General features: G+C 59.4%; 26 protein-coding genes and 3 pseudogenes. 14 read left to right on the top strand and 15 right to left on the bottom strand.

All coding sequences use genetic code 11. The features are described from left to right. Nucleotides 1-34 precede the first annotated feature (34 nt). Nucleotides 35-1,246, bottom strand: a complete 1,212-nt coding sequence (locus tag RGAI101_RS05060; RefSeq protein ID WP_008226029.1) for an FAD-binding domain-containing protein — start codon at nt 1,244-1,246, stop codon at nt 35-37. Between the two features lie 138 nt (nt 1,247-1,384). On the opposite strand from RGAI101_RS05060, the gene RGAI101_RS05055 reads away from it, so the two are divergent. From RGAI101_RS05055 to RGAI101_RS05030, 6 genes are all read left to right on the top strand, one after another. Next, nucleotides 1,385-2,032: an ATP-dependent Clp protease proteolytic subunit gene (locus RGAI101_RS05055; protein WP_008225307.1), complete on the top strand. Its 648-nt coding sequence runs from the start codon at nt 1,385-1,387 to the stop codon at nt 2,030-2,032. Between the two features lie 130 nt (nt 2,033-2,162). Then, nucleotides 2,163-3,428, top strand: a complete 1,266-nt coding sequence (clpX, locus tag RGAI101_RS05050) for an ATP-dependent Clp protease ATP-binding subunit ClpX (RefSeq protein WP_008228584.1) — start codon at nt 2,163-2,165, stop codon at nt 3,426-3,428. A gap of 151 nt (nt 3,429-3,579) precedes the next feature. Continuing rightward, on the top strand, nt 3,580-3,942 hold the full coding sequence (locus RGAI101_RS05045) for a RidA family protein (RefSeq protein WP_008227496.1): 363 nt from the start codon (nt 3,580-3,582) through the stop codon (nt 3,940-3,942). A 260-nt stretch (nt 3,943-4,202) separates the two neighbouring features. Next, entirely contained in the window at nt 4,203-4,586 is a 384-nt protein-coding gene (locus RGAI101_RS05040; RefSeq protein ID WP_008229295.1) for an NADH:ubiquinone oxidoreductase subunit NDUFA12, read from the top strand. A 3-nt stretch (nt 4,587-4,589) separates the two neighbouring features. Next, the gene (mlaD, locus tag RGAI101_RS05035; protein ID WP_008227026.1) at nt 4,590-5,039 is read left to right on the top strand and encodes an outer membrane lipid asymmetry maintenance protein MlaD; all 450 of its coding nucleotides are present in this window, start codon (nt 4,590-4,592) and stop codon (nt 5,037-5,039) included. After that, nucleotides 5,039-5,392 carry a DUF2155 domain-containing protein gene (locus RGAI101_RS05030; protein ID WP_008225994.1) on the top strand — a complete coding sequence of 118 codons (354 nt, stop codon included), beginning with the start codon at nt 5,039-5,041 and terminating at the stop codon, nt 5,390-5,392. Before mlaD ends, RGAI101_RS05030 begins: the two co-directional genes overlap by 1 nt. Here RGAI101_RS05030 and aat read toward each other — a convergent pair. The 3 genes from aat to accB are packed head-to-tail and all read right to left on the bottom strand — an operon-like array spanning nt 5,356 to nt 7,841. Then, on the bottom strand, nt 5,356-5,991 hold the full coding sequence (gene aat, locus RGAI101_RS05025; RefSeq protein WP_008225239.1) for a leucyl/phenylalanyl-tRNA--protein transferase: 636 nt from the start codon (nt 5,989-5,991) through the stop codon (nt 5,356-5,358). The genes RGAI101_RS05030 and aat overlap by 37 nt on opposite strands. Next, entirely contained in the window at nt 5,984-7,336 is a 1,353-nt protein-coding gene (accC, locus tag RGAI101_RS05020; RefSeq protein WP_008228056.1) for an acetyl-CoA carboxylase biotin carboxylase subunit, read from the bottom strand. Before accC ends, aat begins: the two co-directional genes overlap by 8 nt. A 10-nt stretch (nt 7,337-7,346) precedes the next feature. After that, entirely contained in the window at nt 7,347-7,841 is a 495-nt protein-coding gene (gene accB, locus RGAI101_RS05015; RefSeq protein WP_008226425.1) for an acetyl-CoA carboxylase biotin carboxyl carrier protein, read from the bottom strand. A gap of 145 nt (nt 7,842-7,986) precedes the next feature. Here accB and RGAI101_RS05010 point away from each other — a divergent pair, with 145 nt between their 5' ends. Then, on the top strand, nt 7,987-9,480 hold the full coding sequence (locus tag RGAI101_RS05010; RefSeq protein ID WP_008226906.1) for a class I adenylate-forming enzyme family protein: 1,494 nt from the start codon (nt 7,987-7,989) through the stop codon (nt 9,478-9,480). 56 nt (nt 9,481-9,536) lie between these two features. Here the strand turns inward: RGAI101_RS05010 and RGAI101_RS05005 are convergent, their stop codons facing one another. The 6 genes and pseudogenes from RGAI101_RS05005 to RGAI101_RS04985 form a co-directional block, all read right to left on the bottom strand. Next, on the bottom strand, nt 9,537-10,292 hold the full coding sequence (locus tag RGAI101_RS05005; protein WP_008225350.1) for an ABC transporter ATP-binding protein: 756 nt from the start codon (nt 10,290-10,292) through the stop codon (nt 9,537-9,539). Nucleotides 10,293-10,354: 62 nt separating this feature from the next. Further along, nucleotides 10,355-10,495 carry a hypothetical protein gene (locus RGAI101_RS22685; RefSeq protein ID WP_413820763.1) on the bottom strand — a complete coding sequence of 47 codons (141 nt, stop codon included), beginning with the start codon at nt 10,493-10,495 and terminating at the stop codon, nt 10,355-10,357. A 153-nt stretch (nt 10,496-10,648) separates the two neighbouring features. Further along, a pseudogene (locus RGAI101_RS22680) lies at nt 10,649-11,017 on the bottom strand (ATP-binding cassette domain-containing protein); the annotation flags it as partial. 114 nt (nt 11,018-11,131) lie between these two features. Then, nucleotides 11,132-12,331, bottom strand: a complete 1,200-nt coding sequence (locus RGAI101_RS04995; RefSeq protein WP_008228436.1) for a branched-chain amino acid ABC transporter permease — start codon at nt 12,329-12,331, stop codon at nt 11,132-11,134. A 3-nt stretch (nt 12,332-12,334) separates the two neighbouring features. After that, complete coding sequence (locus RGAI101_RS04990; RefSeq protein WP_037227443.1) at nt 12,335-13,366, bottom strand: branched-chain amino acid ABC transporter permease; 1,032 nt, start codon at nt 13,364-13,366, stop codon at nt 12,335-12,337. A 109-nt stretch (nt 13,367-13,475) separates the two neighbouring features. Then, nucleotides 13,476-14,840, bottom strand: a complete 1,365-nt coding sequence (locus tag RGAI101_RS04985) for a substrate-binding protein (RefSeq protein WP_008226581.1) — start codon at nt 14,838-14,840, stop codon at nt 13,476-13,478. 229 nt (nt 14,841-15,069) lie between these two features. Here RGAI101_RS04985 and RGAI101_RS04980 point away from each other — a divergent pair, with 229 nt between their 5' ends. The 5 genes from RGAI101_RS04980 to RGAI101_RS04960 all read left to right on the top strand — a co-directional run bounded on the left by RGAI101_RS04980 (nt 15,070) and on the right by RGAI101_RS04960 (nt 21,174). Then, a complete protein-coding gene (locus tag RGAI101_RS04980) occupies nt 15,070-16,365 on the top strand; it encodes a helix-turn-helix domain-containing protein (RefSeq protein ID WP_008228445.1) in 1,296 nt (431 codons plus the stop codon). Nucleotides 16,366-16,475: 110 nt separating this feature from the next. After that, nucleotides 16,476-16,859, top strand: coding sequence for a response regulator transcription factor (locus tag RGAI101_RS04975; RefSeq protein ID WP_008228823.1), 384 nt, complete (start codon nt 16,476-16,478; stop codon nt 16,857-16,859). Then, a complete protein-coding gene (locus tag RGAI101_RS04970; RefSeq protein WP_037227441.1) occupies nt 16,856-17,128 on the top strand; it encodes a hypothetical protein in 273 nt (90 codons plus the stop codon). The genes RGAI101_RS04975 and RGAI101_RS04970 overlap by 4 nt, the downstream gene beginning before the upstream one ends. Next, on the top strand, nt 17,128-19,866 hold the full coding sequence (locus tag RGAI101_RS04965; RefSeq protein WP_008228315.1) for a sensor histidine kinase: 2,739 nt from the start codon (nt 17,128-17,130) through the stop codon (nt 19,864-19,866). The genes RGAI101_RS04970 and RGAI101_RS04965 overlap by 1 nt, the downstream gene beginning before the upstream one ends. 66 nt (nt 19,867-19,932) lie before the next feature. Further along, nucleotides 19,933-21,174, top strand: a complete 1,242-nt coding sequence (locus RGAI101_RS04960; RefSeq protein ID WP_008225180.1) for a FliM/FliN family flagellar motor C-terminal domain-containing protein — start codon at nt 19,933-19,935, stop codon at nt 21,172-21,174. Between the two features lie 17 nt (nt 21,175-21,191). Here the strand turns inward: RGAI101_RS04960 and RGAI101_RS04955 are convergent. From RGAI101_RS04955 to RGAI101_RS04940, 4 genes and pseudogenes are all read right to left on the bottom strand, one after another. Next, a pseudogene (locus RGAI101_RS04955) lies at nt 21,192-21,613 on the bottom strand (TIGR01244 family sulfur transferase). 22 nt (nt 21,614-21,635) lie between these two features. Beyond that, on the bottom strand, nt 21,636-22,055 hold the full coding sequence (locus tag RGAI101_RS04950; RefSeq protein ID WP_008228831.1) for a DUF6691 family protein: 420 nt from the start codon (nt 22,053-22,055) through the stop codon (nt 21,636-21,638). Between the two features lies 1 nt (nt 22,056). Then, a complete protein-coding gene (locus RGAI101_RS04945; protein ID WP_008228476.1) occupies nt 22,057-22,488 on the bottom strand; it encodes a YeeE/YedE family protein in 432 nt (143 codons plus the stop codon). Between the two features lie 110 nt (nt 22,489-22,598). Then, nucleotides 22,599-22,838, bottom strand: a complete 240-nt coding sequence (locus RGAI101_RS04940) for a hypothetical protein (protein ID WP_008227871.1) — start codon at nt 22,836-22,838, stop codon at nt 22,599-22,601. Between the two features lie 107 nt (nt 22,839-22,945). Here RGAI101_RS04940 and RGAI101_RS04935 point away from each other — a divergent pair, with 107 nt between their 5' ends. Next, nucleotides 22,946-23,230: a DUF2312 domain-containing protein gene (locus RGAI101_RS04935; RefSeq protein WP_008227100.1), complete on the top strand. Its 285-nt coding sequence runs from the start codon at nt 22,946-22,948 to the stop codon at nt 23,228-23,230. Nucleotides 23,231-23,376: 146 nt separating this feature from the next. Further along, nucleotides 23,377-24,711 (top strand): trigger factor, encoded by a 1,335-nt coding sequence (gene tig / locus RGAI101_RS04930; protein ID WP_008225758.1) that lies wholly within the window; start codon nt 23,377-23,379, stop codon nt 24,709-24,711. 162 nt (nt 24,712-24,873) lie between these two features. Here tig and RGAI101_RS04925 read toward each other — a convergent pair. Then, nucleotides 24,874-25,081 (bottom strand): annotated as a pseudogene (locus RGAI101_RS04925) (lytic transglycosylase domain-containing protein); the annotation flags it as partial.

The raw sequence follows: 25,081 nt of genomic DNA, 5'->3' as shown, positions 1-25,081 counted from the left end.
TGCACACTTGATGAAAGTTTTGTGACATCCGCAGCTATGACAGGCGCGCGAGCAATGCAGGAATATGTTTGCGGAACTTGAAGAAACCTGCGGTGGCCAGCGGCCATGCGTCGGCATCAAGGGGCGCGCGCATGCGGACCAAGGGCGGCGCATCCGGCAGGCGGTCATAGGCGTCGAACAGGGCTTTCGTCGGGCCAACCGGCGCGTCCGCTGTGACAAGCTGCGCAAATCCATGATCTTGCGCCCATTGCTTCAGCGCGAGTGCGGATGTCACCGCGGGTCCAGCGGGACCAATCCGGTCGGCCAGCAGGTTTTGCATGTTTTGCGCGGCCTGTCCCCTGAACGCCTGCACATGAGGTGCCATCTGCCAAGGCGTCTGATCGGCGGTGGCCATCACTGTCACATGGCCTGCGATCGGTCCTGCAGCATCCAGGACATGGGTTGGGTTCAGGTTGTCCTCGTGCAGGATCAACCCGCTGTGCAGGGCAGGGTCCGGCTGGCCCGTGTTCCACAGTGGCATCCTGTCTGGGTGCGGCGGCGCGGGGATGGGTGCCGCCTGCGTCGCAAGGCCGGGAACCTTTGCAAACCGGCCTTCGGTAAACTTTTCGATATTTTCCTGCGTGGCGAGGTAGGGTTTGCCGATGGTCTGGATGCCGGCGACCCATTTCCACCCCAGCGTGTTCGAGGCAGGACAGCCATCCAGCAAGTGCCGCAAAAAGAAATCTGCGCCCAATTGCCACGGCAATTCAAGGGTATGCACCCAGATCGACGCGAACCACATGCGGGCGTGATTGTGCAGATAACCACTGTGGGCCAGTTCATTTGCCCAAGCATCAAACGGGGCTATTCCGGTCTGTCCCAGACAGGCGTTTTCCCAGCGTTGACGCAATCCGGATTGAGTTTGCACCGCGTTGTGCAGGCGTTTCAGATCAGCCTGATAGGCGTCCCAGACGCTTGGGCGCAAGGCCAGCCACCCTTGCCAGTAGCTGCGCCAAAGCACTTCGGCGATGTAGCGATCTGCGTCTTTTGCGCTGTGCTGGTCCAGAACGGTACGCAGCACTTCGGATTGCGATACCAACCCTGTGCGAAGATAGGGCGACAAGGCCGAAACCGCGCCGGGGTTCTTGGCCGTGCCCAAGTAATTGCGCCTTTCACCATAGTGTCGTCCGGCATCGGGGGCAAAATTCCGCAGCCGTTCAAGGCCTGCGGTGCGGGTCGGTTCAAAGAATGTTAATGCATTTGTCATAGGGCGCGATCTAGTTCCCCGGCGTGCAGGATCAACTCGATAGGCCAGCCCCCCTTGAACCCCAAGTTGGGCGAGACTAATCTGTAGGTAAGGGTTTCGCGGGTATGGTCCCGTGAACGGCACAATCAGGCAGGCTTTATGAACGATCCCTATGAAACATACATGAACACGCTTGTCCCAATGGTGGTCGAACAGACCAGCCGGGGCGAACGCGCTTACGACATCTTTTCGCGACTTCTGAAAGAACGGATTATTTTCCTGTCCGGTCCGGTGCATGATGGCATGTCGTCGCTGATCGTCGCACAGCTGCTGCACCTTGAGGCGGAAAACCCGTCCAAGGAAATCTCGATGTATATCAACAGCCCCGGCGGTGTCGTCACCTCCGGTCTGTCGATCTACGACACCATGCAGTACATCAAACCAAAGGTGTCGACGCTGGTGATCGGACAGGCCGCATCGATGGGGTCGTTGCTGTTGCAAGCCGGTGAAAAGGGCATGCGTTTCTCGCTGCCCAACAGCCGCGTCATGGTCCACCAGCCGTCCGGCGGGTACCAGGGGCAGGCGACCGACATCATGATTCACGCACAGGAAACGCAAAAGCTCAAGACGCGCCTGAACGAGATTTATGTGAAACACACCGGTCAGTCGCTGGAAAAGGTCGAAGCAGCCCTTGAGCGGGACAACTTCATGTCCCCCGAAGAGGCAAAAGACTGGGGCCTGATCGACGAGATCGTTGAAAACCGCGGCAAGATGGACGACCCGAGCGCCGACAAAAAAGACAAGTAAACAAGGCGTGCGCGGTCAATGATTTTGCGATTGTGGACCGCGCACCGCTGGCCTAAGCTGGCCGGGAACAAGACCTAAGTGCACGCCCAAGTGGCGGGCAAGATCAAACGACAGACCTGAAAGGGTTGAAATGGCCAATACTTCGAGCAGCGACAGCAAAAACACTCTCTACTGCAGCTTTTGTGGTAAAAGCCAGCACGAGGTGCGCAAGCTGATTGCGGGCCCGACCGTCTTCATCTGTGATGAATGCGTTGAGCTGTGCATGGACATCATCCGCGAGGAAACCAAGGCCTCCGGGTTGAAGGCCACCGATGGTGTGCCGACCCCGAAAGACATTTGTGATGTCCTTGATGACTACGTCATCGGTCAGGCAATGGCCAAGAAGGTCCTGTCTGTGGCGGTGCACAACCACTACAAGCGGCTTAACCACGCCCAGAAGGGCGGCGACATCGAGCTGGCGAAATCCAACATTCTGCTGATCGGCCCGACCGGCTGCGGCAAGACGTTGCTGGCGCAGACGTTGGCACGCATTCTGGATGTGCCCTTTACGATGGCCGATGCGACCACCCTGACCGAGGCGGGGTATGTCGGCGAGGACGTTGAAAACATCATCCTCAAGCTGCTTCAATCGTCCGAATATAACGTCGAACGTGCGCAGCGCGGCATCGTCTACATCGACGAAGTCGACAAGATCACGCGCAAGTCCGAAAACCCGTCAATCACCCGTGACGTATCGGGCGAAGGCGTTCAGCAGGCGTTGCTGAAGCTGATGGAAGGCACGGTCGCCTCCGTGCCCCCGCAGGGTGGGCGCAAGCATCCGCAGCAGGAATTCCTGCAAGTGGATACGACGAACATCCTGTTCATCTGCGGCGGTGCTTTTGCCGGTCTGGACCGGATCATTGCAGCGCGGGGCAAAGGCTCGGCTATGGGCTTTGGCGCTGACGTGCGTGACAAGGACGCCCGCGGCATCGGCGAGATCTTTACCGATCTCGAGCCGGAAGACCTGTTGAAATTCGGTCTGATCCCCGAATTTGTGGGTCGTCTGCCAGTTCTCGCCACGCTCGAGGATCTGGACGAAGACGCGCTTGTTACTATCCTGACGCAGCCCAAGAACGCGCTTGTGAAGCAATATCAGCGCCTGTTCGAGATAGAAGACACGCAGCTGACCTTCACGGATGATGCGCTTGCCGCAATTGCAAAACGTGCGATTGAACGCAAGACGGGCGCGCGCGGTTTGCGGTCGATCCTTGAAGACATCTTGCTGGACACGATGTTCGAACTGCCGGGTATGGACACCGTGACCGAAGTTGTCGTGAACGAAGAGGCGGTGATGTCTGATGCCGCGCCTTTGATGATCCACGCCGAGGCCGACAAGGAACCTGCGACGGCCGGCTAAATCCAACGCATGAATTCTGAACCGGGCGCGCCAGAAACGGCGCGCCTTTTTCGTTGGAGGCCAGGCATTTGGCCTTCCGAAACTCTTTTGACTTGACGCTTGGCGGGACAACGGATTTGTCAGGCGAAACAGTGATCTGAAAGGACAACAGATGGTACAGCGTATTTATTCCGGTGGAGAGTTCGAGGCGAAGATCGGCTATTGCCGTGCGGTCGTTGCGGGTGGTTTCATCCACGTTGCCGGCACCGTCGGGCAGGGCGATACCGTCACAGAACAGTGCAGCGCCGCCCTTGCCACAATCGACGCCGCGCTCAAGGAAGCGGGGGCCTCGCTGGCTGACGTCGTCCGCGTGAACTATTATCTGCCGGACCGCGCCGAATTCGAACCCTGCTGGCCGATCCTGTCAGAGGCATTCGGGGCCAATCCGCCCGCCGCCACGATGATTGAAACCGGCCTGATTGACCCGAAATATCGGATTGAGATCGAAGTGACCGCCCTGGCACCTGCTGCTTGAACATGACGCAAGAAAGGGCGCGCGAGGATGCGTGCCCTTGCTATGAGACCCAATCATAGGGCGAGGCATCAGTCGTCCATGTGGGTCACCCATCCGGAAAGTCGAAGATTTTACATTCTTGGTCGAACATTGCCAATTTTCCGTAGATTCTGGCGGCATTGCGCAGGCAGACCCACAAAAACGGCGGGCACCTGCCCACCGGCTACTGGACGTAGGCGCGCCGATGGGGCATAGACAATCTAAAGCTTCAGGAGACCTTCATGGGCATTCTCACTTCTCTTTTGCGCAGCGCGACCTGGTGGAACGGCCAGACGCTGAACACGCAACTGTTTACTTGGCGCAAGGGCACCAAAGTGGGCGAGGATGCCCAAGGCAATATCTATTATCGCAATGCCGATGACAGCAAACGCTGGGTTATCTTCAACGGCGAGGCAGAGGCCTCGCGGATCAGCCCTGATTGGCACGGCTGGCTGCACCGGACATGGGACGAGACACCCGAAGACAAGCCTTTGGTCCATAAAGCGTGGGAAAAGCCGCATCAGGAAAACCTGACCGGTACCCCGCTGGCCTATGCGCCTGCCGGGTCCATCCGCCGCGAACATCCCAAAGATCGCGGCGATTACGAGGCTTGGAGCCCGGAATAAGCCATGCGCGAAGACCTGCCCGAAATCATGGTGGGCGGTGTCGTTCTGGCCGCTGCAATCGGGTTTGCACTTTATGCGGGGCAGGCCGCCGGCCTGACGGGGGCGCGCGATACATATGCGCTTCAGGCCAGTTTTCGCAGTCTTGAAGGCATCGACGTGGGCACCGACCTGCGTCTTGCCGGGGTCAAGATCGGCAAGGTCACCGATGTTACGCTGAACCCGACGACGTACCGTGCCGATACGGTGGTTTCGATTGATGACGGGATTGAAATTCCTGACGATAGCGCGCTTGTGGTGTCTTCCGAAGGGTTGTTGGGCGGGAATTACATGGAAATCGTGCCTGGCGGTTCGCCGTTCTACTTTTCGAATGGCGATATGATCAGCGACACGCAAGGTGCTGTCAGCCTGATCTCGCTTTTGTTGAAATTCGTATCCGGTCAAGGGGATAACTGATGCGCAAACTATTGATCTTGCTTGCTGTTCTTTCATCGCCTCTGCATGCGGAGGAGGCCACCAGCGCCCCCGGCGGGGTGTTGCGTGCGTTGGACAAGGTGTCAGGTGCCGCGCAGGACATCGTCATGTTCCGGGGGCAGACGGCCCATGTTGGCAATCTGGACGTGTTGATGACGGACTGTCGCTTTCCAAAGGGCAATCCCGCTGGCGACGCCTATGTCGAACTAGAGATCAAGACGACGGGTCGCGATGACAAACTGTTTTCGGGCTGGATGATCGCATCCTCGCCAGCGCTTTCTGCGCTGGAACATCCACGCTACGATATCTGGGCCATCCGCTGCACCACTTCCTGAGGGGTGGCAGGCGCAGGTGCCACGAAGCTGGCGCTGCGCTGTTGAGCGTCGTCAAGCAGGTCGTGGTAAGCCGCACGGGGAACTTCGATCGCCCCGAGGGACGCCAGATGTTCGGTCAGGAACTGCGTATCGAACAGGGTGAAACCACCGCGGCGCAGCCGGTCAACCAGACAGGCTAGCGCAATTTTCGACGCATTGCTGCGCCGCGAAAACATGCTTTCCCCGAAAAATGCCGCCCCCAGCGTGACGCCGTAAACGCCGCCGACCAGATCGGACCCTTCCCAAACCTCAAGCGAATGGGCGGATCCACGTGCATGTAATTCAAGATATAGCGCAAAGATCTGTTCGTTGATCCACGTCTCGGCGCGGTCGGCACAGCCCTCGACGACGTCGCTGAAGGCCGTGTTGACGGTGATGCTAAAGTCGGTCCGGCGCATCGTGCGCGCCAGACTGCGGGAGATGTGAAAACCGTCCAGCGGAAAAATGCCCCGCATCCGCGGATCGACCCAGAAAATATCCGGGTCGTCGCGGTGTTCGGCCATGGGAAATACCCCGATCGCGTAGCCGTGCAGCAGCAGTTCCGGTGTCAGGTCAGGCATTGCCCAGATTTGTTTCCAGCCAATGTTCAAGCCAGTGGATGTTGTAATCCCCTGTCAGGACATCCTTTTCCTGCAACAGCGCATGAAACAGCGGGATGGTCGTATCCACGCCATCGACGATCAATTCGCCCAAGGCGCGGTTCAGACGCGCCAGTGCTTCGGGACGGTCACGGCCATGTACGATCAGTTTGCCGATCAGGCTGTCGTAATAGGGCGGGATCGAATAGCCGTCATAAAGCGCGCTGTCCATCCGCACACCAAGACCACCAGGCGCATGGTATTGGGTGATCTTGCCGGGGCAGGGCGAGAAGGTCGGCAGTTTTTCGGCGTTGATACGCACTTCGATCGCGTGGCCGTTGATCTTGAGGTCTTCCTGGGTGAACGACATATCATGGCCCGCAGCAACGCGGATTTGTTCGCGCACCAGATCGACGCCAAAGATGCCTTCGGTGACGGGGTGTTCGACCTGAAGGCGGGTGTTCATCTCGATGAAGTAGAACTCTCCATTCTCGTAAAGGAATTCGATCGTGCCCGCACCGATGTAGTTGATGTTGGCCATCGCATCGGCGCAGACCTTGCCGATGCGCGCACGCTCTTCCGCCGTGATGGACGGGCCGGGTGCTTCCTCGAAAACTTTCTGGTGACGCCGTTGCAGGGAACAATCGCGTTCGCCCAAATGCACGGCACGTCCCTTGCCATCGCCGAACACCTGAATTTCGATGTGGCGCGGCGTGGTCAGATATTTTTCGATATAGACTTCGTCATTGCCGAAGTTTGATTTGCCTTCGGCACGGGCGGTCATGAAGGCGCGTTCCATGTCCGCCGCTGTTTGCGCGACTTTCATGCCCTTGCCGCCACCGCCGGCCGTGGCTTTGATGATGACCGGATAGCCGATTTCCTCGCCGATGCGCTTGGCATCCTCCAAGGTCGGTACACCACCGTCAGAGCCGGGCACGCAAGGCACGCCGAGGTCCTTCATCGTGTCCTTTGCGGTGATCTTGTCGCCCATGATGCGGATATGCGCGGCTGTCGGGCCGATGAACGTCAGGCCGTGATCCTCGAGGATCTGCACAAAGCCCGCGTTTTCGGACAGGAAACCGTATCCCGGGTGGATCGCTTCTGCGCCGGTAATCTCGCAGGCGGCAACGATCGACGGGATCGACAGATAGGATTGCTGCGACGACGGGGGGCCAATGCAAACGGATTCGTCCGCCATGCGCACATGCATTGCGTCGCTGTCGGCGGTGGAATGCACCGCGACCGACCCGATGCCCATTTCGCGCGCGGCCCGGATCACGCGCAATGCGATCTCTCCCCGGTTGGCGATTAGGATTTTATTGAACATTTTCAGCGCCTTATTCCAGGATCACCAAGGGGGCACCAAATTCGACAGCAGCACCATCATCCACAAGGATGCGTTTGACCGTGCCCGCACGCGGGGCCGGGATGTGGTTCATGGTTTTCATCGCTTCGACGATCAACAGGGTATCGCCCTCGGCCACGCGGGTGCCGACGCTGATAAAGGACGGCGCACCGGGTTCTGCCTGCATGTAGATCGTGCCGACCATCGGCGATATCACCGCACCGGGGTCGCTGGCAGGGTCGCTGTTTTCCGAAATTTCGGGGGCTGCCATGGCGGCAGGTGCAGGGGATGCCATCGGGGCCGGGGCCGCTTGCATCTGCTGCGGGGCGACGATCTGCTGTGGTGGTTTGCGGCTGACGCGCACATTCAGGCTATCGTCTTCGGCATAATCCCGCTTGACCTGCAGCTCTGTCAGGTCGTTTTCGTTCAGCAATTCGGCAAGGGCACGGATAAAGGCCACATCTGCGTCATGGGTGTTTTTTGTCATATTTTCCTCAACCAGTCAAAAGCGGGGGGCTGCGCCTGTAGCCCAAATCTGCCGTCTTATAGGCTATGGGGGCCGCCATGGAAAGCAACCAGTTGCCTAAGGTAAGGTTGCTTGTCAAACTGGCGTCAAACGGGGGGAGTTTACCATGAATCTGGCGCTTTGGCTGGCGCGCAGCGCCGAAGCGGGGCCGCGCAGGCCGGCCTTGTTCGCAGGGCAGGTAGAAGTTGCGGATTATGGCACCTTCGATGCGCAGGCCCGTGCGGTGGCGGCATGGCTGATCGGACAGGGCGTGGGGCCGGGGGACCGGATCGCGCTTTTCATGAAGAACACGCCTGACTATCTGATCATTTTCTACGGCATCTGGTATGCAGGCGCGGCGGTGGTGCCTATCAACGCAAAGCTTCACGCACGCGAGACGGCCTACATCCTTGAGGACTCCGATGCTCGGATCGTATTTTGCAGCCCCGGTCTGGAAACGGGGCTTGGGGATGGCATCAGCTGTATCGTGGCCCCGTCCGACCTGTATCGCGACATCCTGACGGTGCAGCCGGTGGCTGCGGTGGTTCCGCGCGCTTCCGTAGATCTGGCGTGGCTGTTTTATACCTCGGGTACGACGGGCAAGCCCAAGGGGGTGATCATCACCCACGGCATGGCGCTGTCGATGGCGCTTTGTTACCACAGCGACGTCGATCCTGTTTCGCCGGATGACGCAGCACTTTATGCGGCCCCCCTTAGTCATGGTGCCGGGCTTTATAACTTGATGCATGTCCAGATGGGCGCGCGCCATGTCTGTCCCGCCTCGGGTGGGTTCGAGGCGGATGAAATCCTTGATCTGGCGGCGCATTTCGGGCGCGTGCACATGTTTGCTGCGCCCACGATGGTCAAGCGTGTGACGGATCACGCGCGGGCCAGCGGGCGTCACGGGGACGGGCTGCGCACCATCGTCTATGCGGGCGGGCCCATGTACAATGCTGATATCATTGATGCGGTGGATCATTTCGGTCCGGTCTTTGCGCAGATTTACGGACAGGGCGAATGCCCGATGGGCATTACGGCAATGCCGCGCCAGATCGTGAGCGACCGGAACCATCCCGATTGGCGGGCGCGGTTGGGATCCGTCGGGCGGGCGCAGTCGGCAGTCGAGGTGCAGATTGGCGATGCGCAAGGGCACCCCCTTCCCGTGGGGGAGGCGGGCGAAATCATGGTGCGGGGCCAGACGGTGATGCCGGGCTATTGGAACAATCCGGAGGCGACGGCCAAGACCTTGATCAATGGCTGGCTGATGACGGGCGATGTGGGGGTGATGGACGCCGAGGGCTATCTGACGCTGCACGACCGGAGCAAAGATATGATCATCACGGGCGGCTCGAACGTCTATCCCAGAGAGGTAGAAGAAGTGCTGCTTGAGCATGATCAGGTGATTGAGGCATCGGTCATAGGCCGCCCGCACCCCGATTGGGGCGAAGAAGTGATTGGATTCATCGTTGGGACCGCGCCCGAAGCCGAACTGGACGCGTTGTGCCTGTCGCAGATCGCCCGTTTCAAACGCCCAAAGGCTTATGTGCGGTTGGAAGCCTTGCCAAAGAATAACTATGGCAAGGTCCTCAAGACCGAACTGCGTGAGCTGTTGAAATCATAGCGCCGCAGCGGCGAGCGGAAAATTCGAAGACTCCGTGCCCGTTGCCGCCGCTGCGCTTAGATGGCGAGGTATTCCGCCCGCAGTTCCGCGTTGTTCAGCACTTCCTCGGCGGACCCGTCAAAGACGACGCTGCCGGTATCCATGATGACGGCGCGGTCCGCCAGTTTCAGCGCACGCACGGCGTTTTGTTCGACCAGAATTGTCGTGATGCCCTGCGACTTGATCAGCGTCAGCGTTTTTTCGATCTCGTCAACGATGACGGGGGCCAGCCCCTCGTAGGGCTCATCCAGCAACAGCACCTTGATGTCGCGTGCCAGGGCACGGGCGATCGCCAGCATCTGCTGTTCGCCGCCCGAAAGGGTTACACCTTCTTGTTTGCGGCGTTCCTTGAGACGGGGGAAAAGCTCGTAAATCCGGTCAAGCGACCAGCCGATAGGGGGCGCGATCTGCGCCAGTTGCAGGTTTTCCTCGACCGTAAGGCCCGCGATGATCCGGCGGTCTTCGGGGACGAGGGCCAGGCCATTTGCGGCGGCTTCGTAGCTGGCCATCTTGTGCAATGGCTTGTGATCCAGCCAAACCTCGCCCTTGCGCAATTCGGGCGTACCGATCTGGGCGATGGCCCGCAAGGTCGAGGTCTTGCCCGCCCCGTTACGGCCCAGCAGCGCGAGAATTTCGCCTTCATGGACGTTGAAGCTGACGCCTTGGACGATATAGCTTTCGCCATAATACGCGTGAATGTCCCAAACCGACAGATAGGCGGGGGCGGTGGCCGCGTGGTTTGCGTTCTTCGAGAAATCGGGTTTCGTGTTCATCTTGATATCCTTGCGAGGGGCGTAGGACGGGGCGATCCGGGCCTACGGCATGCAGCAATCGGTCAGGCGGCGTCTTGCGATTCGCCCAGGTATGCTTCGCGCACCTTGGGGTGGCCCTTGATTTTGTCGGGGGTGTCTTCGACCAGCGGCGTGCCTTGGGCCAGTACGGTGATCCGTTCAGCCAGAGAGAATACCACATGCATGTCATGTTCGATGATCGCGATGGTGATGTCGCGTTCTTCCTTGATCTGCTTGAGAAGGTCGATGGTGTTGTTCGTATCCGCCCGCGCCATGCCCGCGGTCGGTTCGTCCAGCAGCAGCAGGCGGGGATCCTGGGCCAGACACATCGCGATCTCGAGACGTCGCTTGTCGCCCCGTGACATGGCGGCCGCGTGCATGTGGCGTTTGTCCGCCAGCTTCATGTTCACCAGCATTTCTTCGGCCTTGTCGATCATGTCCTGTTGGCTGGTGATCGACCCATATCCGTTCATGGCAAAGGCACCGTCCCGTTTGGCAAAGCACGGGATCATCATGTTTTCCTGCACGCTCAGATCGCCGAAAATCTCGGGCGTCTGGAACACGCGGGAAATGCCCATCTGGTTGATCTCATAGGGTTTGCGCCCCAGCACCGATTGCCCGTCGAACATCACCGACCCCGTGTCGGGGATCAGTTTGCCGACCAGCACGTTGAGCAGCGTGGATTTGCCCGCCCCGTTCGGCCCGATGATGGCATGGACCGAATTTTCCGCAATGCTCAGGTTCACGTTTCCGAGGGCTTGCAGACCTCCAAAGCGTTTACCGACATTTTTGACTTCAAGAATACCCATGGTGTCCGCTCCTTATTCTGCAGGTGTTGTTTTGCCGTCAGGCGTTTCAGGCTCGGATTTCTTGCTCCGGAAAAGCCTGCCGATGCGTTGACCGCCTTCGACCAGACCGCCGGGCAGGAAAATCACCACCATCATGAACAGCAGACCCAGCGTCAGGTGCCAGCCCTTGCCCACGAAGGGATAGACGATTGCGACCATGGCATCCGACAGGCCGTCCGGCAGGAAGGCAAACCACTGTTCCAGAACGGTTTCGTTGATCTTGGAGACGATGTTTTCCATGTATTTGATGAAACCCGCGCCCAAGACCGGACCAATCAACGTGCCTGCACCGCCAAGGATCGTCATCAACACGACCTCGCCAGACGCCGTCCAGAACATCCGTTCAGCACCAACCTGCGTGTCCATCGCCACCAGCAACCCGCCAGCAAGCCCGGCATACATGCCGGAGATCACGAAGGCCGCCAGCGTGTAGGGTTTGGAGTTCAGACCGGTATAGTTCATCCGCTGCTGGTTCGATTTCACCGCGCGCAACATCATTCCAAGGGGCGACCGGAAGATGCGAATGGACAGGTAGAAAGCCAGCAACATGGTCGCAGCGGCGATGTAATAGCCCGCGTTGAAAGTGAACACCCAGTCGCCGAGCCGCAATTCCGTCGTGGCCTTCATATCAAGGCCGAACAGATTGGCGCGCGGCGATTGTCCTGCAGGCAATGCCCCGTCCAGAATACGCGGGTCGGTGTATTTCGGTTGCAGGCCGGTTTCACCGCCGGTGATCGGTGTCAAAACCGAATAGGCCAGCGCATAAGACATCTGCGCAAAGGCCAGCGTCAGGATCGAGAAGTAGATGCCCGAGCGGCGCAATGAAATCCATCCCACCAGCAGAGAGAACAGGCCGGCCACCAGGACCGAGACAAAGATCGCCGGAACCACGTTCATGGTCAGCAGCTTCATCATCCAGATCGCGGCATAGGATCCCACACCCAGAAACGCCGCATGCCCAAAGCTAAGATAGCCGGTAAGGCCGAACAGAATGTTGAAGCCGATGGCGAAAATCCCAAAGATCACAAGGCGTTGCATCAAATCAGGGTAACCTGCGTTGAATTGCGCCATCGCCGATCCTTCGGGGAAGGGGTTCAGCAGGAAGGGGGCGAAGATGCACAGGAACGCGACGATTGCCAGCAGACCTGCGTCCTTTTTCGAAAGTCCGAGCATGTCTTACTCCTCCATCACGCCTTTGCGGCCCATCAGGCCACGGGGGCGCGTCAACAAAATGATGATCGCAACGAGATAGATGATGATCTGGTTGATGCCTGGAATGAATTCCAGCACCACCGCCATCGACGCAAAGCTTTCCAGGATACCCAGCAGGAACCCGGCCAGAACCGCACCCGGCAGCGACCCCATGCCGCCGACCACGACCACCACGAAGCTGAGCACCAGAAAATCCATGCCCATGTTGTAGTTGGGCGAATTGATCGGCGCGTACATCACGCCCGCCACACCGGCGACGGCTGCGGCAATCCCGAACATGACGGTAAAGCGCTTGTCGATGTTGATGCCCAACAGGCCGACAGTTTCGCGATCCGCCATGCCAGCGCGCACGACCATCCCGAAGGTGGTGAATTGCAGGAAGGCAAAGACCGCGCCGATAATTACGGCTGCAAAGCAGAAATATACCAGACGCCAGTACGGATAGATGATCGTGTTGGGATCCGCCCCGATCAGCGCGCCAAAATCGAACGATCCGGCAAAGGCCGCAGGGGCAGGGGTCGGGATCGGGTTTGCGCCGTAGAAATACTTGATCAGTTCGGCCATTACGATCGCCAGACCGAAGGTAACGAGGATCTGGTCCGCGTGGGGACGCTTGTAGAAGTGCTTGATCAACCCGCGCTCCATTGCGAAGCCGATGCCGATCATGACCGGGATCGCGAACAGGATCGAAAGCGGTACCGCCCAATCAATGATCACATCCCCGGCGGCCTGCCCGAAGAATTCATGCAGATAGGGCACGTCGATCTTCATCGGATTGCCCAGGAAGTCCTTGCGGCTGTCGTCGACGATAGTGTGGCTGAGGTTCAGCAGCTTACTGAAGGTGACGGCGCAGAAAGCCCCGATCATGAACAGGGCACCGTGGGCAAAGTTTACCACGCCCAAGGTGCCGAAAATAAGCGTCAGGCCCAACGCAATCAGCGCATAGGCTGATCCTTTGTCGAGGCCGTTTAAAATTTGAAGGAGAATTGCGTCCATGGTCTGTCCCATCTGTCACACATGCCGCACGCCCTGAAAAGGACGGCGGGTCTGCAGGCCGAAATTTGCAGGGCAGGCGGATGGCCCGCCCTGCAAAGGGTGTGGTGGTTTACGCGCCCGGGTTACAGGTGCCCAAGCTACCGCCAGCGAACTGTTGGTGATCGGGTGCGTACGTCACCTGATCGGCCGGGGTTACTTCAACAATTTCAACAAGGTCGAATTCGTTTTCCGGGTTTTCCTTGCCCTTCACGACGACAACGTCCTTGAAGCACTGGTGATCGTCGGCGCGGTACAAGGTCGGACCGTTGCCCATGCCGTCGAATTCGAAGCCTTGCAGCGCTTCGACAACCGCACAGGGGTTGAACGACCCGGCGCGTGTGACAGCATCCGCATACAGCAGGGTCTGCACATAGCAGGTGTGCGCTGCCTGGCTTGGCGGGAAGCCGTACTTGGTACCGAAGGACTGAACGAAAGCGTTCGTGCCCGAGTAGCGCGCGCCAAGCTGGTCTTCCAGTTTCCAGTCCCAGTTCTGCGACCCAAGGATCCCCTTGATGTTCGCACCGGCACCGCGTGCCATCAGCTCGGAGTAAAGCGGTACGACGATCTCGAACTGCTTGCCGTTGACCATCTTGTCGCGCAGGCCGAACTGAACGGCGTTTGTAAGGGAGTTCACCATGTTCCCGCCGTAGTGGTTCAGAACCAGAACATCGGCACCGGATTGCAGAACAGGCGCAATATAGGCCGAGAAATCGGTCTGTGTCAGCGGTGTCTTGACGGCGTTGACTGTTTCCCAGCCCAAGGCTTCCGTGGAAGAGCGCACGGCCTCTTCTGTAGTGTAGCCCCAGTTGTAATCCGCTGTCAGGTGATAGGCCTTGCGGTCAGCGCCGTAGGCTTTTGCCAGAACAGGCGCGAGGGCCGCACCGGACATGTACGAGTTGAAGAAGTGACGGAACCCGTTGGCCCGCTTGTCCTTGCCCGTCGTGTCGTTGGAGTGGGTCAGACCCGCCATGAAGATCACGCCAGCCTCTTGGCACAGCGCCTGCACGGCCACGGCCACACCGGAGGACGACCCGCCGGAAATCATCACGGCACCGTCTTTTTCAATCATCGACTTGGCAGACGCGCGCGCAGCGTCGGATTTTGTCTGGGTGTCGCCGGTGACGAACTGGACCTTCTTGCCCATGATGCCCGTACCGTCCAGCGCCTTCGAGCTGAAGGTCTGCAGCATACCGCCGTCGCCCATGCCGTTCAGGTGTTCGACAGCCAGTTCGAAGGCGCGCAGTTCGTCTGCGCCTTCGTCCGCGTAGGGGCCGGATTGTGGAACGTTAAAACCCAGTGTCACCGTGTCGCCCTGCGGCGCGTTGGTAAAGCCGGAATGCGCCGCAGCGCTCAGATACGTCGGCAATGCTAGGCCTGCGCCTGCAACGGCACCGGTCTTGATCAGACCACGACGTGTCAAATTCGAAAATGACATGTATTTCCTCCCAATTGTTGAAACCGCGTCATGGTTATATTCCAGGTACGCGATGCACAGAGGTGCAAACAGGATAAGATGGCAAAAGTGAAAACCAAGCAATAAGCCCCTTGATAAAAACACTTATTCTGTAAATATATTCGCAATAACTTTTACTTTACTGTAAATTACATGATATTGCAGCGCAGAAAGTCTTTGAAAATGCGGCATAAACCTACAAGTTGTTCCCGTGTCGCGTGAGGCGCTGACCGGCAGCCGCATTCGCGAGCGGCGCGTGATGGCTGGCCAGAAACAGGCCGATCTCGCGAAAGAGATCGGGATATCCGCGAGCTATCTCAATCTGATCGAACACAACCGGCGCAGAATCGGCGGCAAGCTGCTGCTGAACATCGCAAACGCGCTTGGGGTCGAACCGACGGCGCTGACCGAAGGGGCCGAGGCGGCGCTGATCGCGTCCCTGCGCGAGGCTGCCGATGACGCGGGCCTGAGCGGCCCCGAGGCCGGTCGCGCCGATGAATTCGCGGGGCGGTTTCCCGGCTGGGCCGATGTGCTGGCCAGCGCGCAGCGCCGTATCGCAACGCTGGAACGCACGGTGGAAACCCTGACCGACCGCTTGGCCCATGATCCGCATCTTGCGGCCTCCATGCATGAATTGCTGACGACTGCCGCCGCGATCCGGTCAACCGCGTCGATCCTTGCCGATACAAAGACGCTTGAACCGGAATGGCGCGACCGCTTCCATGTCAACATCGACCAGGACAGCCGCCGTCTGGCAGACAGTGCCCAGGCCCTGGTAGGGTATCTTGAGGCCGACCCCGAAGCATCATCGGTCGCCAATTCCCCCCAGGAAGAGGTCGAGGCGTTTCTGGCAGCTCACCGTTTCAGCTTTGCCACGCTCGAGGTCGCGGGCCTTGATGCCGGTGCGATTGAAAAGCTGACCCAGGCCGCCCCCGAATTGCAAAGCGTCGCAGGGCGTCACATCGCCGCAAATGTTCTGCAACAGGTGGCGCGCGACGCGAATGCGCTGTCGATTTCGGCGCTCAGGGGCGCACTTGATACCTTGGGTCCCGATCCTGTCGCCCTTGCCATGCAATTGGATCAACCCGTTGCCCGCATTCTGCGCCGCATGGCGGCACTGCCGGAACTGGGGGCGGGGCTGCTGGTGTGCGACCGTTCCGGTACCGTGATTTTCCGCAAGTCCATCGACGGGTTCGTGGTGCCACGCTTTGGGGCGTGTTGCCCGCTGTGGCCCTTGTTTTCGGTTCTGGGTCAAACCGGTGTCGTGGCGCGCGAAAGGTTGCATCAGCTTGGCCGCGCATCGTCGGAGTTCGACTGTATCGCCACCTGCGAAACCCTGGGCCCGTCCAGCTATAACACCCCGCCACTGGTGCAGGCGGTGATGCTGATCCTGCCTGCACGAGAAATCGCCAGCGCCAGACTGGACGTTGGTGCAACCTGCCGTGTCTGCCCGCGCGACGGCTGTCCGGCCCGCCGCGAACCATCGATCCTGTATGACGGCGTTTGATCCGGCGGCATCAGGCTTTTGACAGGGGCGTAAATCCGGTGCATCGTGTTTTTCGGCCAGTCGAGACCCCGGGACAAGGGGCCGTGGCCAAATGCGGAGGGGAGAGACCGATGACAAAGCACGTGGTGCTCGTCGAGGATGAGACAAACATCGCTGAGGCGATCAGGTTCTTGCTGGGCCGCGAAGGCTGGCGGGTCGAAACGCTTGCCAATGGCAATGCCGCAGTCGAGGTGATCCGAAAGGCCAGACCGGATCTGGTGATGCTTGATGTGATGCTGCCGGGCAAAAGCGGGTTTGAAATTCTCAAGGAACTGCGCGCCGATGCCGGGTTTGCGGATATGCCCATCTTGATGCTGACCGCGCGCGGCCATGCCCGCGACCGTGAAATGGCCGAACTTGCCGGGGTCAGCCGTTTCATGACCAAGCCGTTTTCAAATGCTGAGATGCTGGATGCCGTGCGTGAACTGACCGCTCCGGGGTCGCTGACCGCATGACCGGCCGCAAGGCATCCCCGTTGTTTCTGGAACGGCGCAGCTACCGGTTTCGCCGGATGATGGACGCGGTCCGGCTGTTGCCACTGTTGGTCCTGGCCTTCTGGATGGTGCCGTTGCTGTGGCCGGTGCAAGATGCTGGTGATGTCGCCGCTGTGTCGATGTCCCACGCCGTGCGCTATATCTTTGGCGTCTGGCTGGGGGCGATTGCACTGGCGTTCTTTTTGTGGCGGCGGACGGCCCGCCAGATTGTTCAGGAAGCCAAAAGCTGATGGTGTCCCTGAACCAGCTGATCGCAGTGTGCTTGCTGTATGTGGTCGGCCTGTTCATTGTTGCCTTTGCCGCCGAACGCGCCGCGATCCGGGGGCGGGGCGATTGGCTGCTGCGCTCGCCTTTGGTCTATACCCTGTCGCTGTCGATCTACTGCACTGGCTGGACGTTTTACGGAGCTGTCGGATACGCCGCGCGGTCGGGACTGGAATATGTCACGATCTATCTGGGGCCGAGCCTTGTCATGATCGGGTGGTGGTGGCTGCTGCGCCGCCTCGTGCGGATCGGGCGGTCGCATCGGGTCACATCGGTCGCTGACCTGATTTCGTCGCGCTACGGTAAATCGAACCTGCTGGCGATCCTCGTTACCGTGATGGCCGTGATCGGCGTCACGCCCTATATCGCGCTGCAATTGCAATCGGTTACCCTGTCGCTGTCGATTTTTGCCGCCCCCGCGGGCGTGGCCAACGGTGTGCTGGACGGTCGGGCAGAGCCGATCAATACGGCCCAAGCGGCGTTCTGGATCGCCATCGGGCTGGCGCTGTTTACCGTCCTGTTCGGCACCCGCAACCTGAACGTTAATGAACGCCACCACGGGGTCGTCATCGCCATCGCGGTCGAGGCCGTCGTGAAGCTGCTGGCGCTGATCGCAGTCGGGGTGTTTGTGGTCTGGGGCCTTGCCGGTGGCGTGACCGAGGCGATGACCCGCATCGACCAATCCGCCATTGGCACGTGGCAGGTCGACGGCGGCCGTTGGGCCGCGCTGACCTTTCTGGCGGCGGCGGCCTTTGTCTGCCTGCCGCGCATGTTTCAGGTGATGGTTGTAGAAAACGACGAGGAACGGCATCTGCAAACCGCCAGTTGGGCCTTTCCGCTATACCTGATGATGATGAGCCTTTTCGTTGTGCCGATCGCTGTTGTGGGCCTTGATCTGCTGCCCGCAGGGTCGAACCCCGATCTGTTCGTGCTGAGCCTTCCGCTGAGCCAGGGACACAACACACTTGCGATGTTCGCCTTTCTGGGCGGGTTCTCCTCTGCTACGTCAATGGTGATCGTGGCGACGCTGGCATTGTCGACGATGGTCAGCAACCACATCGTGATGCCGATCTGGCTGGCGTTGGGGCAGACCAGCGTCCAGCAGTCGGGCGATGTCCGCCATGTCGTCATCCTGTCGCGGCGGGTGTCGATCCTGTTCATCATTTCGCTGGGCTATTTCTATTACCGCGCCTCCGGTGGCAGCGGGGCGCTGGCGGCCATCGGGACGATCTCCTTTGGGGGGGTCGCGCAGTTTCTGCCGGTGTTGCTGGGCGGCATATTCTGGCGCGGTGCCACGCGCATGGGCGCATTGTGGGGGTTGGGCATCGGTTTTGGTTTGTGGGTCTTTACCATGCTCCTGCCCAGCTTTGGCCCCGACGCCGTGCTGTCCGCCGCCACGCTTGAGCAGGGGCTTTTCGGGATAGGTTGGCTGCGACCGCAGGCGCTGTTCGGCGTAGGCGGGCTGGACCCCACGGTCCACGCCGTTGTCTGGAGCCTGTCTTTGAACACATTGGCCTTTATCCTTGTATCGCTGTTCAGCTTCCCGTCCCCGGTCGAACGGCTACAGGGGGCGCAGTTCGTCAATATTTTTGACCACTCAAGCCCTGCGCGGGGCTGGACCGCCTCTGTTGCTGCCAGCGAAGACCTGATGATCATGGCGCAGCGCATATTGGGGGCCGCCGAGGCGCAGGCGTTCTTTCGGGCGCAAGCGCAGCTTCAGGAAAAATCCGAAGGCCTGCCCGAACCGACCCCTGCCTTTGTTCAGGCATTGGAGCGGGAACTGGCGGCATCTGTAGGAGCGGCGACCGCCCATGCGATGGTGTCGCAACTTGTCGGTGGGGCGTCCGTGTCGGTGCAGGACCTGCTGGCTGTTGCGGACGAATCGGCGCAGATGCTGGAATATTCCAGCCAGCTCGAGGTGAAATCACGTGAATTGTCCGATACCGCCGAAAAGCTGCGCCGCGCCAATGACAAGCTCACGCAACTGTCCCATCAAAAGGACAGTTTCCTCAGCCAGGTCAGCCATGAATTGCGCACGCCGATGACCTCGATCCGGTCCTTTTCCGAGATTTTGCGCGACGCCGAGGCGCTGAGCCCGCAGGAAAAGACCCGCTATGCGTCGATCATCCATTCAGAGACGATTCGCCTGACGCGGCTGCTGGACGACCTTTTGGACCTCTCGGTGCTCGAGAACGGCGAAGTGACGCTGAACCAGCAGCGCGGATCGCTGCGCGATGTGCTGGACCTTGCCGTTACGACGGGTCAGGCCGCCAACATCCGCGAAATCAAGATTGATCGGGACCGTGACAGCGAAGACGTCGCGCTCGAGACCGATTTGGACCGGCTTTCGCAGGTCTTTATCAATTTGATTACCAATGCGCAGAAATACTGCGTGTCCGACGCGCCCTGTCTGGCGGTGCGTGTGCACGCATCGGGCAGCACGGTTGCCGTGGATTTTATCGATAACGGTGCGGGGATCGACGCCGATGCCCGTGATCTGATATTCGAGAAATTCACCCGTGTGGCCGGTCAGGGCGGCGAGGGGGCAGGGCTTGGCCTTGCCATCTGCCGCGAGATCATCACCCGGCTGCGCGGCGAAATTTCATATCTGCCAGACAGCCCCGGCACCGGGTTCCGGGTGACGCTGCCGACCCCTCAACCGGGCAAGTTACAGGAATTAAACCGCTTCGCTGCATCTGCATAAAGACCATGGTAACCATTAAGCCTTTAGAACAAAGGCAAGTGGGGCAGGTCCCGGGCGGAGTATCAGGTGACGGATCAACTTCAATCAGCGATGCGGCGAAAGACGCAGGCAGGACAGGCATTGCACCAGTCCCGCACTGTTTCGGTGCCCAAAGCGCTGCGGTTGACCCTGTCCAAAGTCGGCAATGATCTGTTTTCGCTCCCCTTGGCCACAATGGGTGTGACGCAGCACACCGTCGACAATGAAGAGTGCCGGGATATCCTCAAGGATGAAAACCTGCTTATCCTGATGGATGGCCCCCGTGGGCTGTGCGGGGCCGTGATGATCGATCCGGCCCTTGTCGGCGGCCTGATACAGCAACAAACAATGGGAAAGGTGCTTGATGCGCCGGCTGGGTTTGTCCGGCCAATGACCGGCACTGATGCAGCATTGGCCGCCCCGCTGATTGACGCATTGCTTGAACGCGCCGCGAAACTGGTTGAAACGGACGAAGATCGCGCCGTGCTGACAGGATACAGGTTTGGCGCAAAGTCACATAATGTGCGGTTGTTGATGCTGTCGCTGGACGCGCCCGAATTTCATATCATCCGGATGACGGTCGATATGGCGCAAGGGGCCCGGCAGGGGGAGCTTGTTTTATGTCTGCCTGTGCCGCCTCGTCATGCTGTCGCGGCCCCCACCAGCCCCGACGCTGGTAGTGCAGCGGCCGATCCGGTCGCGCCCAGAACCCTCAGCGCCTCTGTCCTGCAGTTGAAGGCCGAATTAATGGTCTCGCTTGCACAGGTCACCATGTCGATCCGCGACGCAGGCGGATTGCATGTGGGGCAGGTATTGCCGTTGGGCTCTGTTTCCTTTGACGCGGCGCAAGTCAGGACCAAAGATGGCCGTATCTTGGGTGTCGGATCACTGGGGCAATCTGACGGCATGCGGGCCATGCGCCTGAAACATCGCGTGAAAACCCGTGATGCACCGAAGCGCCGCGCGGCTGATGTGGGTGAATTGGCAGCACAAGGGGCCTATGACGCGTCGTTCGAAGCAATCTATGACCCGGAAAACCTGCCGGCTCTGGAACATGATGGCGGTGGCATAGACGCGTCCGACTGGCAAAGCGACGCGCCACAGATGCCTGATATATCCGACCTGCCCGAAATGTCCCAGATGGCCGATTTTTCGGCGATGGAAGGCATGTCGGAAACCCCTGAAATGGCAGAGATGCCTGACATGTCTGATCTGCCGGGGTTTGAAGACGGATTCGGGATGGCGTCTGAGGAAGAAGATGACGGCCCCGGCCAGTTCAAGATCGGCTAGGGCCTAGTCGTTTTTGGTCAGGCGTAGCTGGCGCTGAGGATTCCACGCATGTGGCTGATGTCATAGCCGCCAGCCCGCGCCGCAGCGATAAGATCATCGGCAGGCTGTGTGCCTGCCTGGCCCAAGGCCCAGGCGATGGTCGACCGGGTCCCTGATGCGCAATAGGCCAGGACGGTTTCATCCTGTCCTACGCCGATCTCGCGGTTACGGGCGATGATGTCCGGTGTCATCGTCTGATGCGTCAGCGGCTGAACGCAAATTTAATGCCTGCCGCCTCGGCCGCCGCTTGGATGGCTGTGTGCTGATGGCTGGGGGGCACTTCCTCGTCCGGGCGGTTGCACAAGATCAGGGTGATGCCCGCCTTTGCGATCTCCGGCATGTCGGCCGGGTCGATCTGGGGGGCAGCAAAGAAGCGGGGGGTGATGTGACGCATATCCATGGATTTGATCTACCCTAGGCCCTTAGGCTCTGTCCAGCATTAGCCGCGCCTTGGGGGCCGCCAACATGCCAAGCAGCATCGCCGCCAGAAAAACCAGCCCGCCGACACCGCCAAAGCCAAGCGAGGCAAGGGCAGGGCCGGGGCACAGGCCGACAAGGCCCCAGCCCATCCCGAACAAGATCGCGCCGACAATCAGCTTGCGGTCGAACTTGGCCTCGGGACGCTCAGGAAAGTCTCCGCCGATCAGAGGTTTGCGGCCGCGTGTCAGGGCCCAGGCCCCGGCCATCGGCAGAATTGCGCCGCCCATGACAAAGGCCAGCGTCGGGTCCCAGCTGCCGAAGAAATCCAGAAAACCCTGAACCTTGTCAGTGTTCGTCATGCCAGAGAGGTAAAGACCGATGCCGAACAGGCCGCCGGACAGGATTGATAAAAGGTGCCGCATCTCAAAGCCCTCCGAACATGGCGCGCAAGGCGACGACGATCAGCGCGCCTGCAGCGATATAGACCAAAGTTGCAACGATGCCGCGCGGGCTAAGCCGCGAGATGCCGCAGACCCCGTGGCCCGACGTGCACCCGTTACCGATCCGCGTGCCAAGCCCGACCAAAAGGCCCGCCAGCACGACCATGACGATATTCCCCGTCAGATTTGTCTGGGCAATGCTACCCGAAAAATAGACGACAAGCGCAGGTGCGATGATCAGTGCTGCCAGAAAGGCCATGCGATCGGCCCATTCATGGCGTCCCGATCCATCTACGAGGCCGCCGATGATTCCGCTGGCCCCCATGATGCGGCCGTTCCCCAAAAGATAAACGGCACCGCCGCAGCCAATGGTAAGGCCGCCGATCAGGCCCCAGATCCAGTCCATTTCAATCATGTGCACCTACTCCTTTTAGGATACGGGGGGCAAAGCCCGTATCATTCAAAAGGATATATATACTTTTTTGAATGTGTAGCAATCACAAACTGCGGCCACAGCAAGCGGGCCTAGCCGAGCAATATGCCGACCACGACCATCATCAATCCGATCACAGACAGAAACAGCGCGCCAAGGTTCAGCGGCAGCACTTGTTGCAGCACGGCGCGCATTTCGTCTTCGCCCAGCTTTGCACGTTTGGCGCGGGTCACACGGACGATGCACCAGACCAGCCCGACAAGACCGATCAGTGAAATGGCGGCACCGGCCCAGATCAAAATTTCAAACAGTGATGTCGATGTATTTTCCATGATGCGCGGGCTACCTGAATTGCGCCGACGGGGCAAGTGTGGCTTGCGGGGGGGCAGGCGCGGCGTTAGTCAGTGCGCTGACCCTTTCCAGACACAGGATGCCCCCCATGAGCGATAGCGCTACAAACCCAGAATCTCCGGACGTCGTTGGCGATGCGACATACCGCGTCACTGCCAATGAATTGCGCCAGTTCATTGAACGGATCGAGCGGCTTGATTCCGAAAAGAAAGATCTTGCCGAGCAGCAGAAGGAAGTCATGGCCGAAGCGAAATCGCGCGGCTACGACACCAAGGTGATCCGCAAGGTGATTGCGCTGCGCAAACGCGACAAGGACGATATCGCCGAAGAAGAAGCCGTCCTTGAGATGTACAAAGAAGCCTTGGGTATGTGATTTTCCGTTGTGCGCGCTGTTAATTTACGGCCCGCCCGGGCATGACACCCCAAATCCGCTTGCGCCCCGGCGCAGGCCCCAATAGAAGAGCGGAAATTTTTCCGCCCGCGCACCTGAATTGCGCGGCCTTACCCTATGGAGCTAACATGCAGGTCAACGAGACGCTGAACGAAGGTCTGAAACGCGGCTATGCCATCACTGTGACAGCAGCTGAGCTGGAGGCCAAGGTCAACGAAAAGCTGGCCGAAGCGCAGCCCGAAGTCGAAATGAAGGGCTTCCGCAAAGGCAAAGTGCCGATGGCGATGCTGAAAAAGCAGTTCGGCCCCAAGATCATGGGCGAAGCGATGCAGGAAAGCATCGATGGTGCCATGCAGGAGCATTTCGAGAAATCCGGCGATCGCCCTGCGATGCAGCCTGACGTGAAGATGTCCAACGAAGACTGGAAAGAGGGCGATGATGTCGAGGTCACCATGACCTACGAAGCGCTGCCTGAGATTCCCGAGGTCGATCTTTCCTCGATCACGCTGGAAAAGATGGTCGTCAAGGCGGATGATGCAGCCGTTGACGAAGCTTTGGCGAACTTGGCCGAGACGGCTCAGGATTTCAAAGCGCGCAAGGCCGGCGTGAAATCCAAAGACGGCGACCAGATCGTATTTGATTTCCTTGGCAAAGTTGATGGCGAGGCGTTCGAAGGCGGCGCAGCAGAAGACTATCCGCTGGTGCTTGGTTCGAACTCCTTCATCCCGGGTTTCGAAGACCAGCTGGTAGGCGTTGTTGCCGACGAAGAAAAAGACGTGACCGTGTCTTTCCCTGAGGATTACCAGGCCCCCCATCTGGCGGGCAAGGAAGCTGTCTTTGAATGCAAGATCAAAGAGGTTAAAAAGCCCGTTGCCGCCAAGATCGACGACGAGCTGGCCAAGAAATTCGGTGCCGAAGACCTTGAAGCGCTGAAAAAGCAGATCGCTGAGCGTCTTGAAGCCGAATATGCGGGCGCATCGCGCGCTGTCATGAAGCGCGGTCTGCTTGACGCGCTGGACAAGCTGGTCAGCTTTGATCTGCCCCCGTCGCTGGTCGAAGCCGAAGCCGGCCAGATCGCACACCAGCTGTGGCACGAAGAAAACCCTGACGTTCAGGGCCACGATCACCCCGAGATCGAAACCACGGACGAGCACAAGGCACTGGCAGAGCGCCGTGTGCGTCTTGGTCTGCTGTTGGCAGAGCTTGGCCAGAAGGCCGAGGTTTCCGTATCCGATGCCGAGATGACCCAAGCGATCATGAACCAGGCGCGCCAGTACCCCGGTCAGGAACGCCAGTTCTTTGAATTCGTTCAGCAAAACCAGCAGATGCAGCAGCAAATGCGGGCTCCTTTGTTCGAAGACAAGGTCGTTGACTATGTGTTTGAACAGGCGACACTGAATGAAAAAGAAGTGTCCAAGGAAGACTTGCAGAAGGCTGTCGAGGCGCTGGAAGACGAAGAGTAAAGACCTCTAAGTTTCGCTATTTTGAAAGGGCCATCCGGTTGGGTGGCCCTTTTGCGTTTTGGGGAAACAAAGTTGATGGCAAGCGAAGCGGTGGTATCGGGTGCGCCCGCGTTACGCGCTGGAAAATTGGAAATTTCGATCCGGAAAATTTGAATTTTCCGACTAGCCGTCGCGCAATCCGGTCTCGATCAGCATGCCGCGGCGCTTGGCTTCGTAGTAATAGCCACGTGCGTACCAGTTGATCGCGGTGGCGTGGTCTCCGTCGGACAGCAGCCATGCACCGCGCAGATATTTGACCCCGTATTGCAGGTTTATATCGGGATCCAGCAGATCGCCTGCGGTGCCCCTGAACCCCATGCCGCGTGCCGTC

The sequence above is a fragment of the Roseobacter sp. GAI101 genome (assembly GCF_000156335.1).
In the GTDB taxonomy this organism is placed as follows: domain Bacteria; phylum Pseudomonadota; class Alphaproteobacteria; order Rhodobacterales; family Rhodobacteraceae; genus Sulfitobacter.
The sequence above is the reverse complement of the archived record's forward strand: the minus strand, read 5'-3'. Positions and strand labels throughout refer to the sequence as shown.

Excerpts from the sequence above, each read along its gene's own strand:
- RGAI101_RS05060 (WP_008226029.1), bottom strand. The coding sequence starts at position 1,246 with ATGACAAATGCATTAACATTCTTTGAACCGACCCGCACCGCAGGCCTT.
- RGAI101_RS05055 (WP_008225307.1), top strand. The coding sequence starts at position 1,385 with ATGAACGATCCCTATGAAACATACATGAACACGCTTGTCCCAATGGTG.
- clpX (WP_008228584.1), top strand. The coding sequence starts at position 2,163 with ATGGCCAATACTTCGAGCAGCGACAGCAAAAACACTCTCTACTGCAGC.
- RGAI101_RS05045 (WP_008227496.1), top strand. The coding sequence starts at position 3,580 with ATGGTACAGCGTATTTATTCCGGTGGAGAGTTCGAGGCGAAGATCGGC.
- RGAI101_RS05040 (WP_008229295.1), top strand. The coding sequence starts at position 4,203 with ATGGGCATTCTCACTTCTCTTTTGCGCAGCGCGACCTGGTGGAACGGC.
- mlaD (WP_008227026.1), top strand. The coding sequence starts at position 4,590 with ATGCGCGAAGACCTGCCCGAAATCATGGTGGGCGGTGTCGTTCTGGCC.
- RGAI101_RS05030 (WP_008225994.1), top strand. The coding sequence starts at position 5,039 with ATGCGCAAACTATTGATCTTGCTTGCTGTTCTTTCATCGCCTCTGCAT.
- aat (WP_008225239.1), bottom strand. The coding sequence starts at position 5,991 with ATGCCTGACCTGACACCGGAACTGCTGCTGCACGGCTACGCGATCGGG.
- accC (WP_008228056.1), bottom strand. The coding sequence starts at position 7,336 with ATGTTCAATAAAATCCTAATCGCCAACCGGGGAGAGATCGCATTGCGC.
- accB (WP_008226425.1), bottom strand. The coding sequence starts at position 7,841 with ATGACAAAAAACACCCATGACGCAGATGTGGCCTTTATCCGTGCCCTT.
- RGAI101_RS05010 (WP_008226906.1), top strand. The coding sequence starts at position 7,987 with ATGAATCTGGCGCTTTGGCTGGCGCGCAGCGCCGAAGCGGGGCCGCGC.
- RGAI101_RS05005 (WP_008225350.1), bottom strand. The coding sequence starts at position 10,292 with ATGAACACGAAACCCGATTTCTCGAAGAACGCAAACCACGCGGCCACC.
- RGAI101_RS22685 (WP_413820763.1), bottom strand. The coding sequence starts at position 10,495 with ATGCATGTGGTATTCTCTCTGGCTGAACGGATCACCGTACTGGCCCAA.
- RGAI101_RS04995 (WP_008228436.1), bottom strand. The coding sequence starts at position 12,331 with ATGCTCGGACTTTCGAAAAAGGACGCAGGTCTGCTGGCAATCGTCGCG.
- RGAI101_RS04990 (WP_037227443.1), bottom strand. The coding sequence starts at position 13,366 with ATGGACGCAATTCTCCTTCAAATTTTAAACGGCCTCGACAAAGGATCA.
- RGAI101_RS04985 (WP_008226581.1), bottom strand. The coding sequence starts at position 14,840 with ATGTCATTTTCGAATTTGACACGTCGTGGTCTGATCAAGACCGGTGCC.
- RGAI101_RS04975 (WP_008228823.1), top strand. The coding sequence starts at position 16,476 with ATGACAAAGCACGTGGTGCTCGTCGAGGATGAGACAAACATCGCTGAG.
- RGAI101_RS04970 (WP_037227441.1), top strand. The coding sequence starts at position 16,856 with ATGACCGGCCGCAAGGCATCCCCGTTGTTTCTGGAACGGCGCAGCTAC.
- RGAI101_RS04965 (WP_008228315.1), top strand. The coding sequence starts at position 17,128 with ATGGTGTCCCTGAACCAGCTGATCGCAGTGTGCTTGCTGTATGTGGTC.
- RGAI101_RS04950 (WP_008228831.1), bottom strand. The coding sequence starts at position 22,055 with ATGCGGCACCTTTTATCAATCCTGTCCGGCGGCCTGTTCGGCATCGGT.
- RGAI101_RS04945 (WP_008228476.1), bottom strand. The coding sequence starts at position 22,488 with ATGATTGAAATGGACTGGATCTGGGGCCTGATCGGCGGCCTTACCATT.
- RGAI101_RS04940 (WP_008227871.1), bottom strand. The coding sequence starts at position 22,838 with ATGGAAAATACATCGACATCACTGTTTGAAATTTTGATCTGGGCCGGT.
- RGAI101_RS04935 (WP_008227100.1), top strand. The coding sequence starts at position 22,946 with ATGAGCGATAGCGCTACAAACCCAGAATCTCCGGACGTCGTTGGCGAT.
- tig (WP_008225758.1), top strand. The coding sequence starts at position 23,377 with ATGCAGGTCAACGAGACGCTGAACGAAGGTCTGAAACGCGGCTATGCC.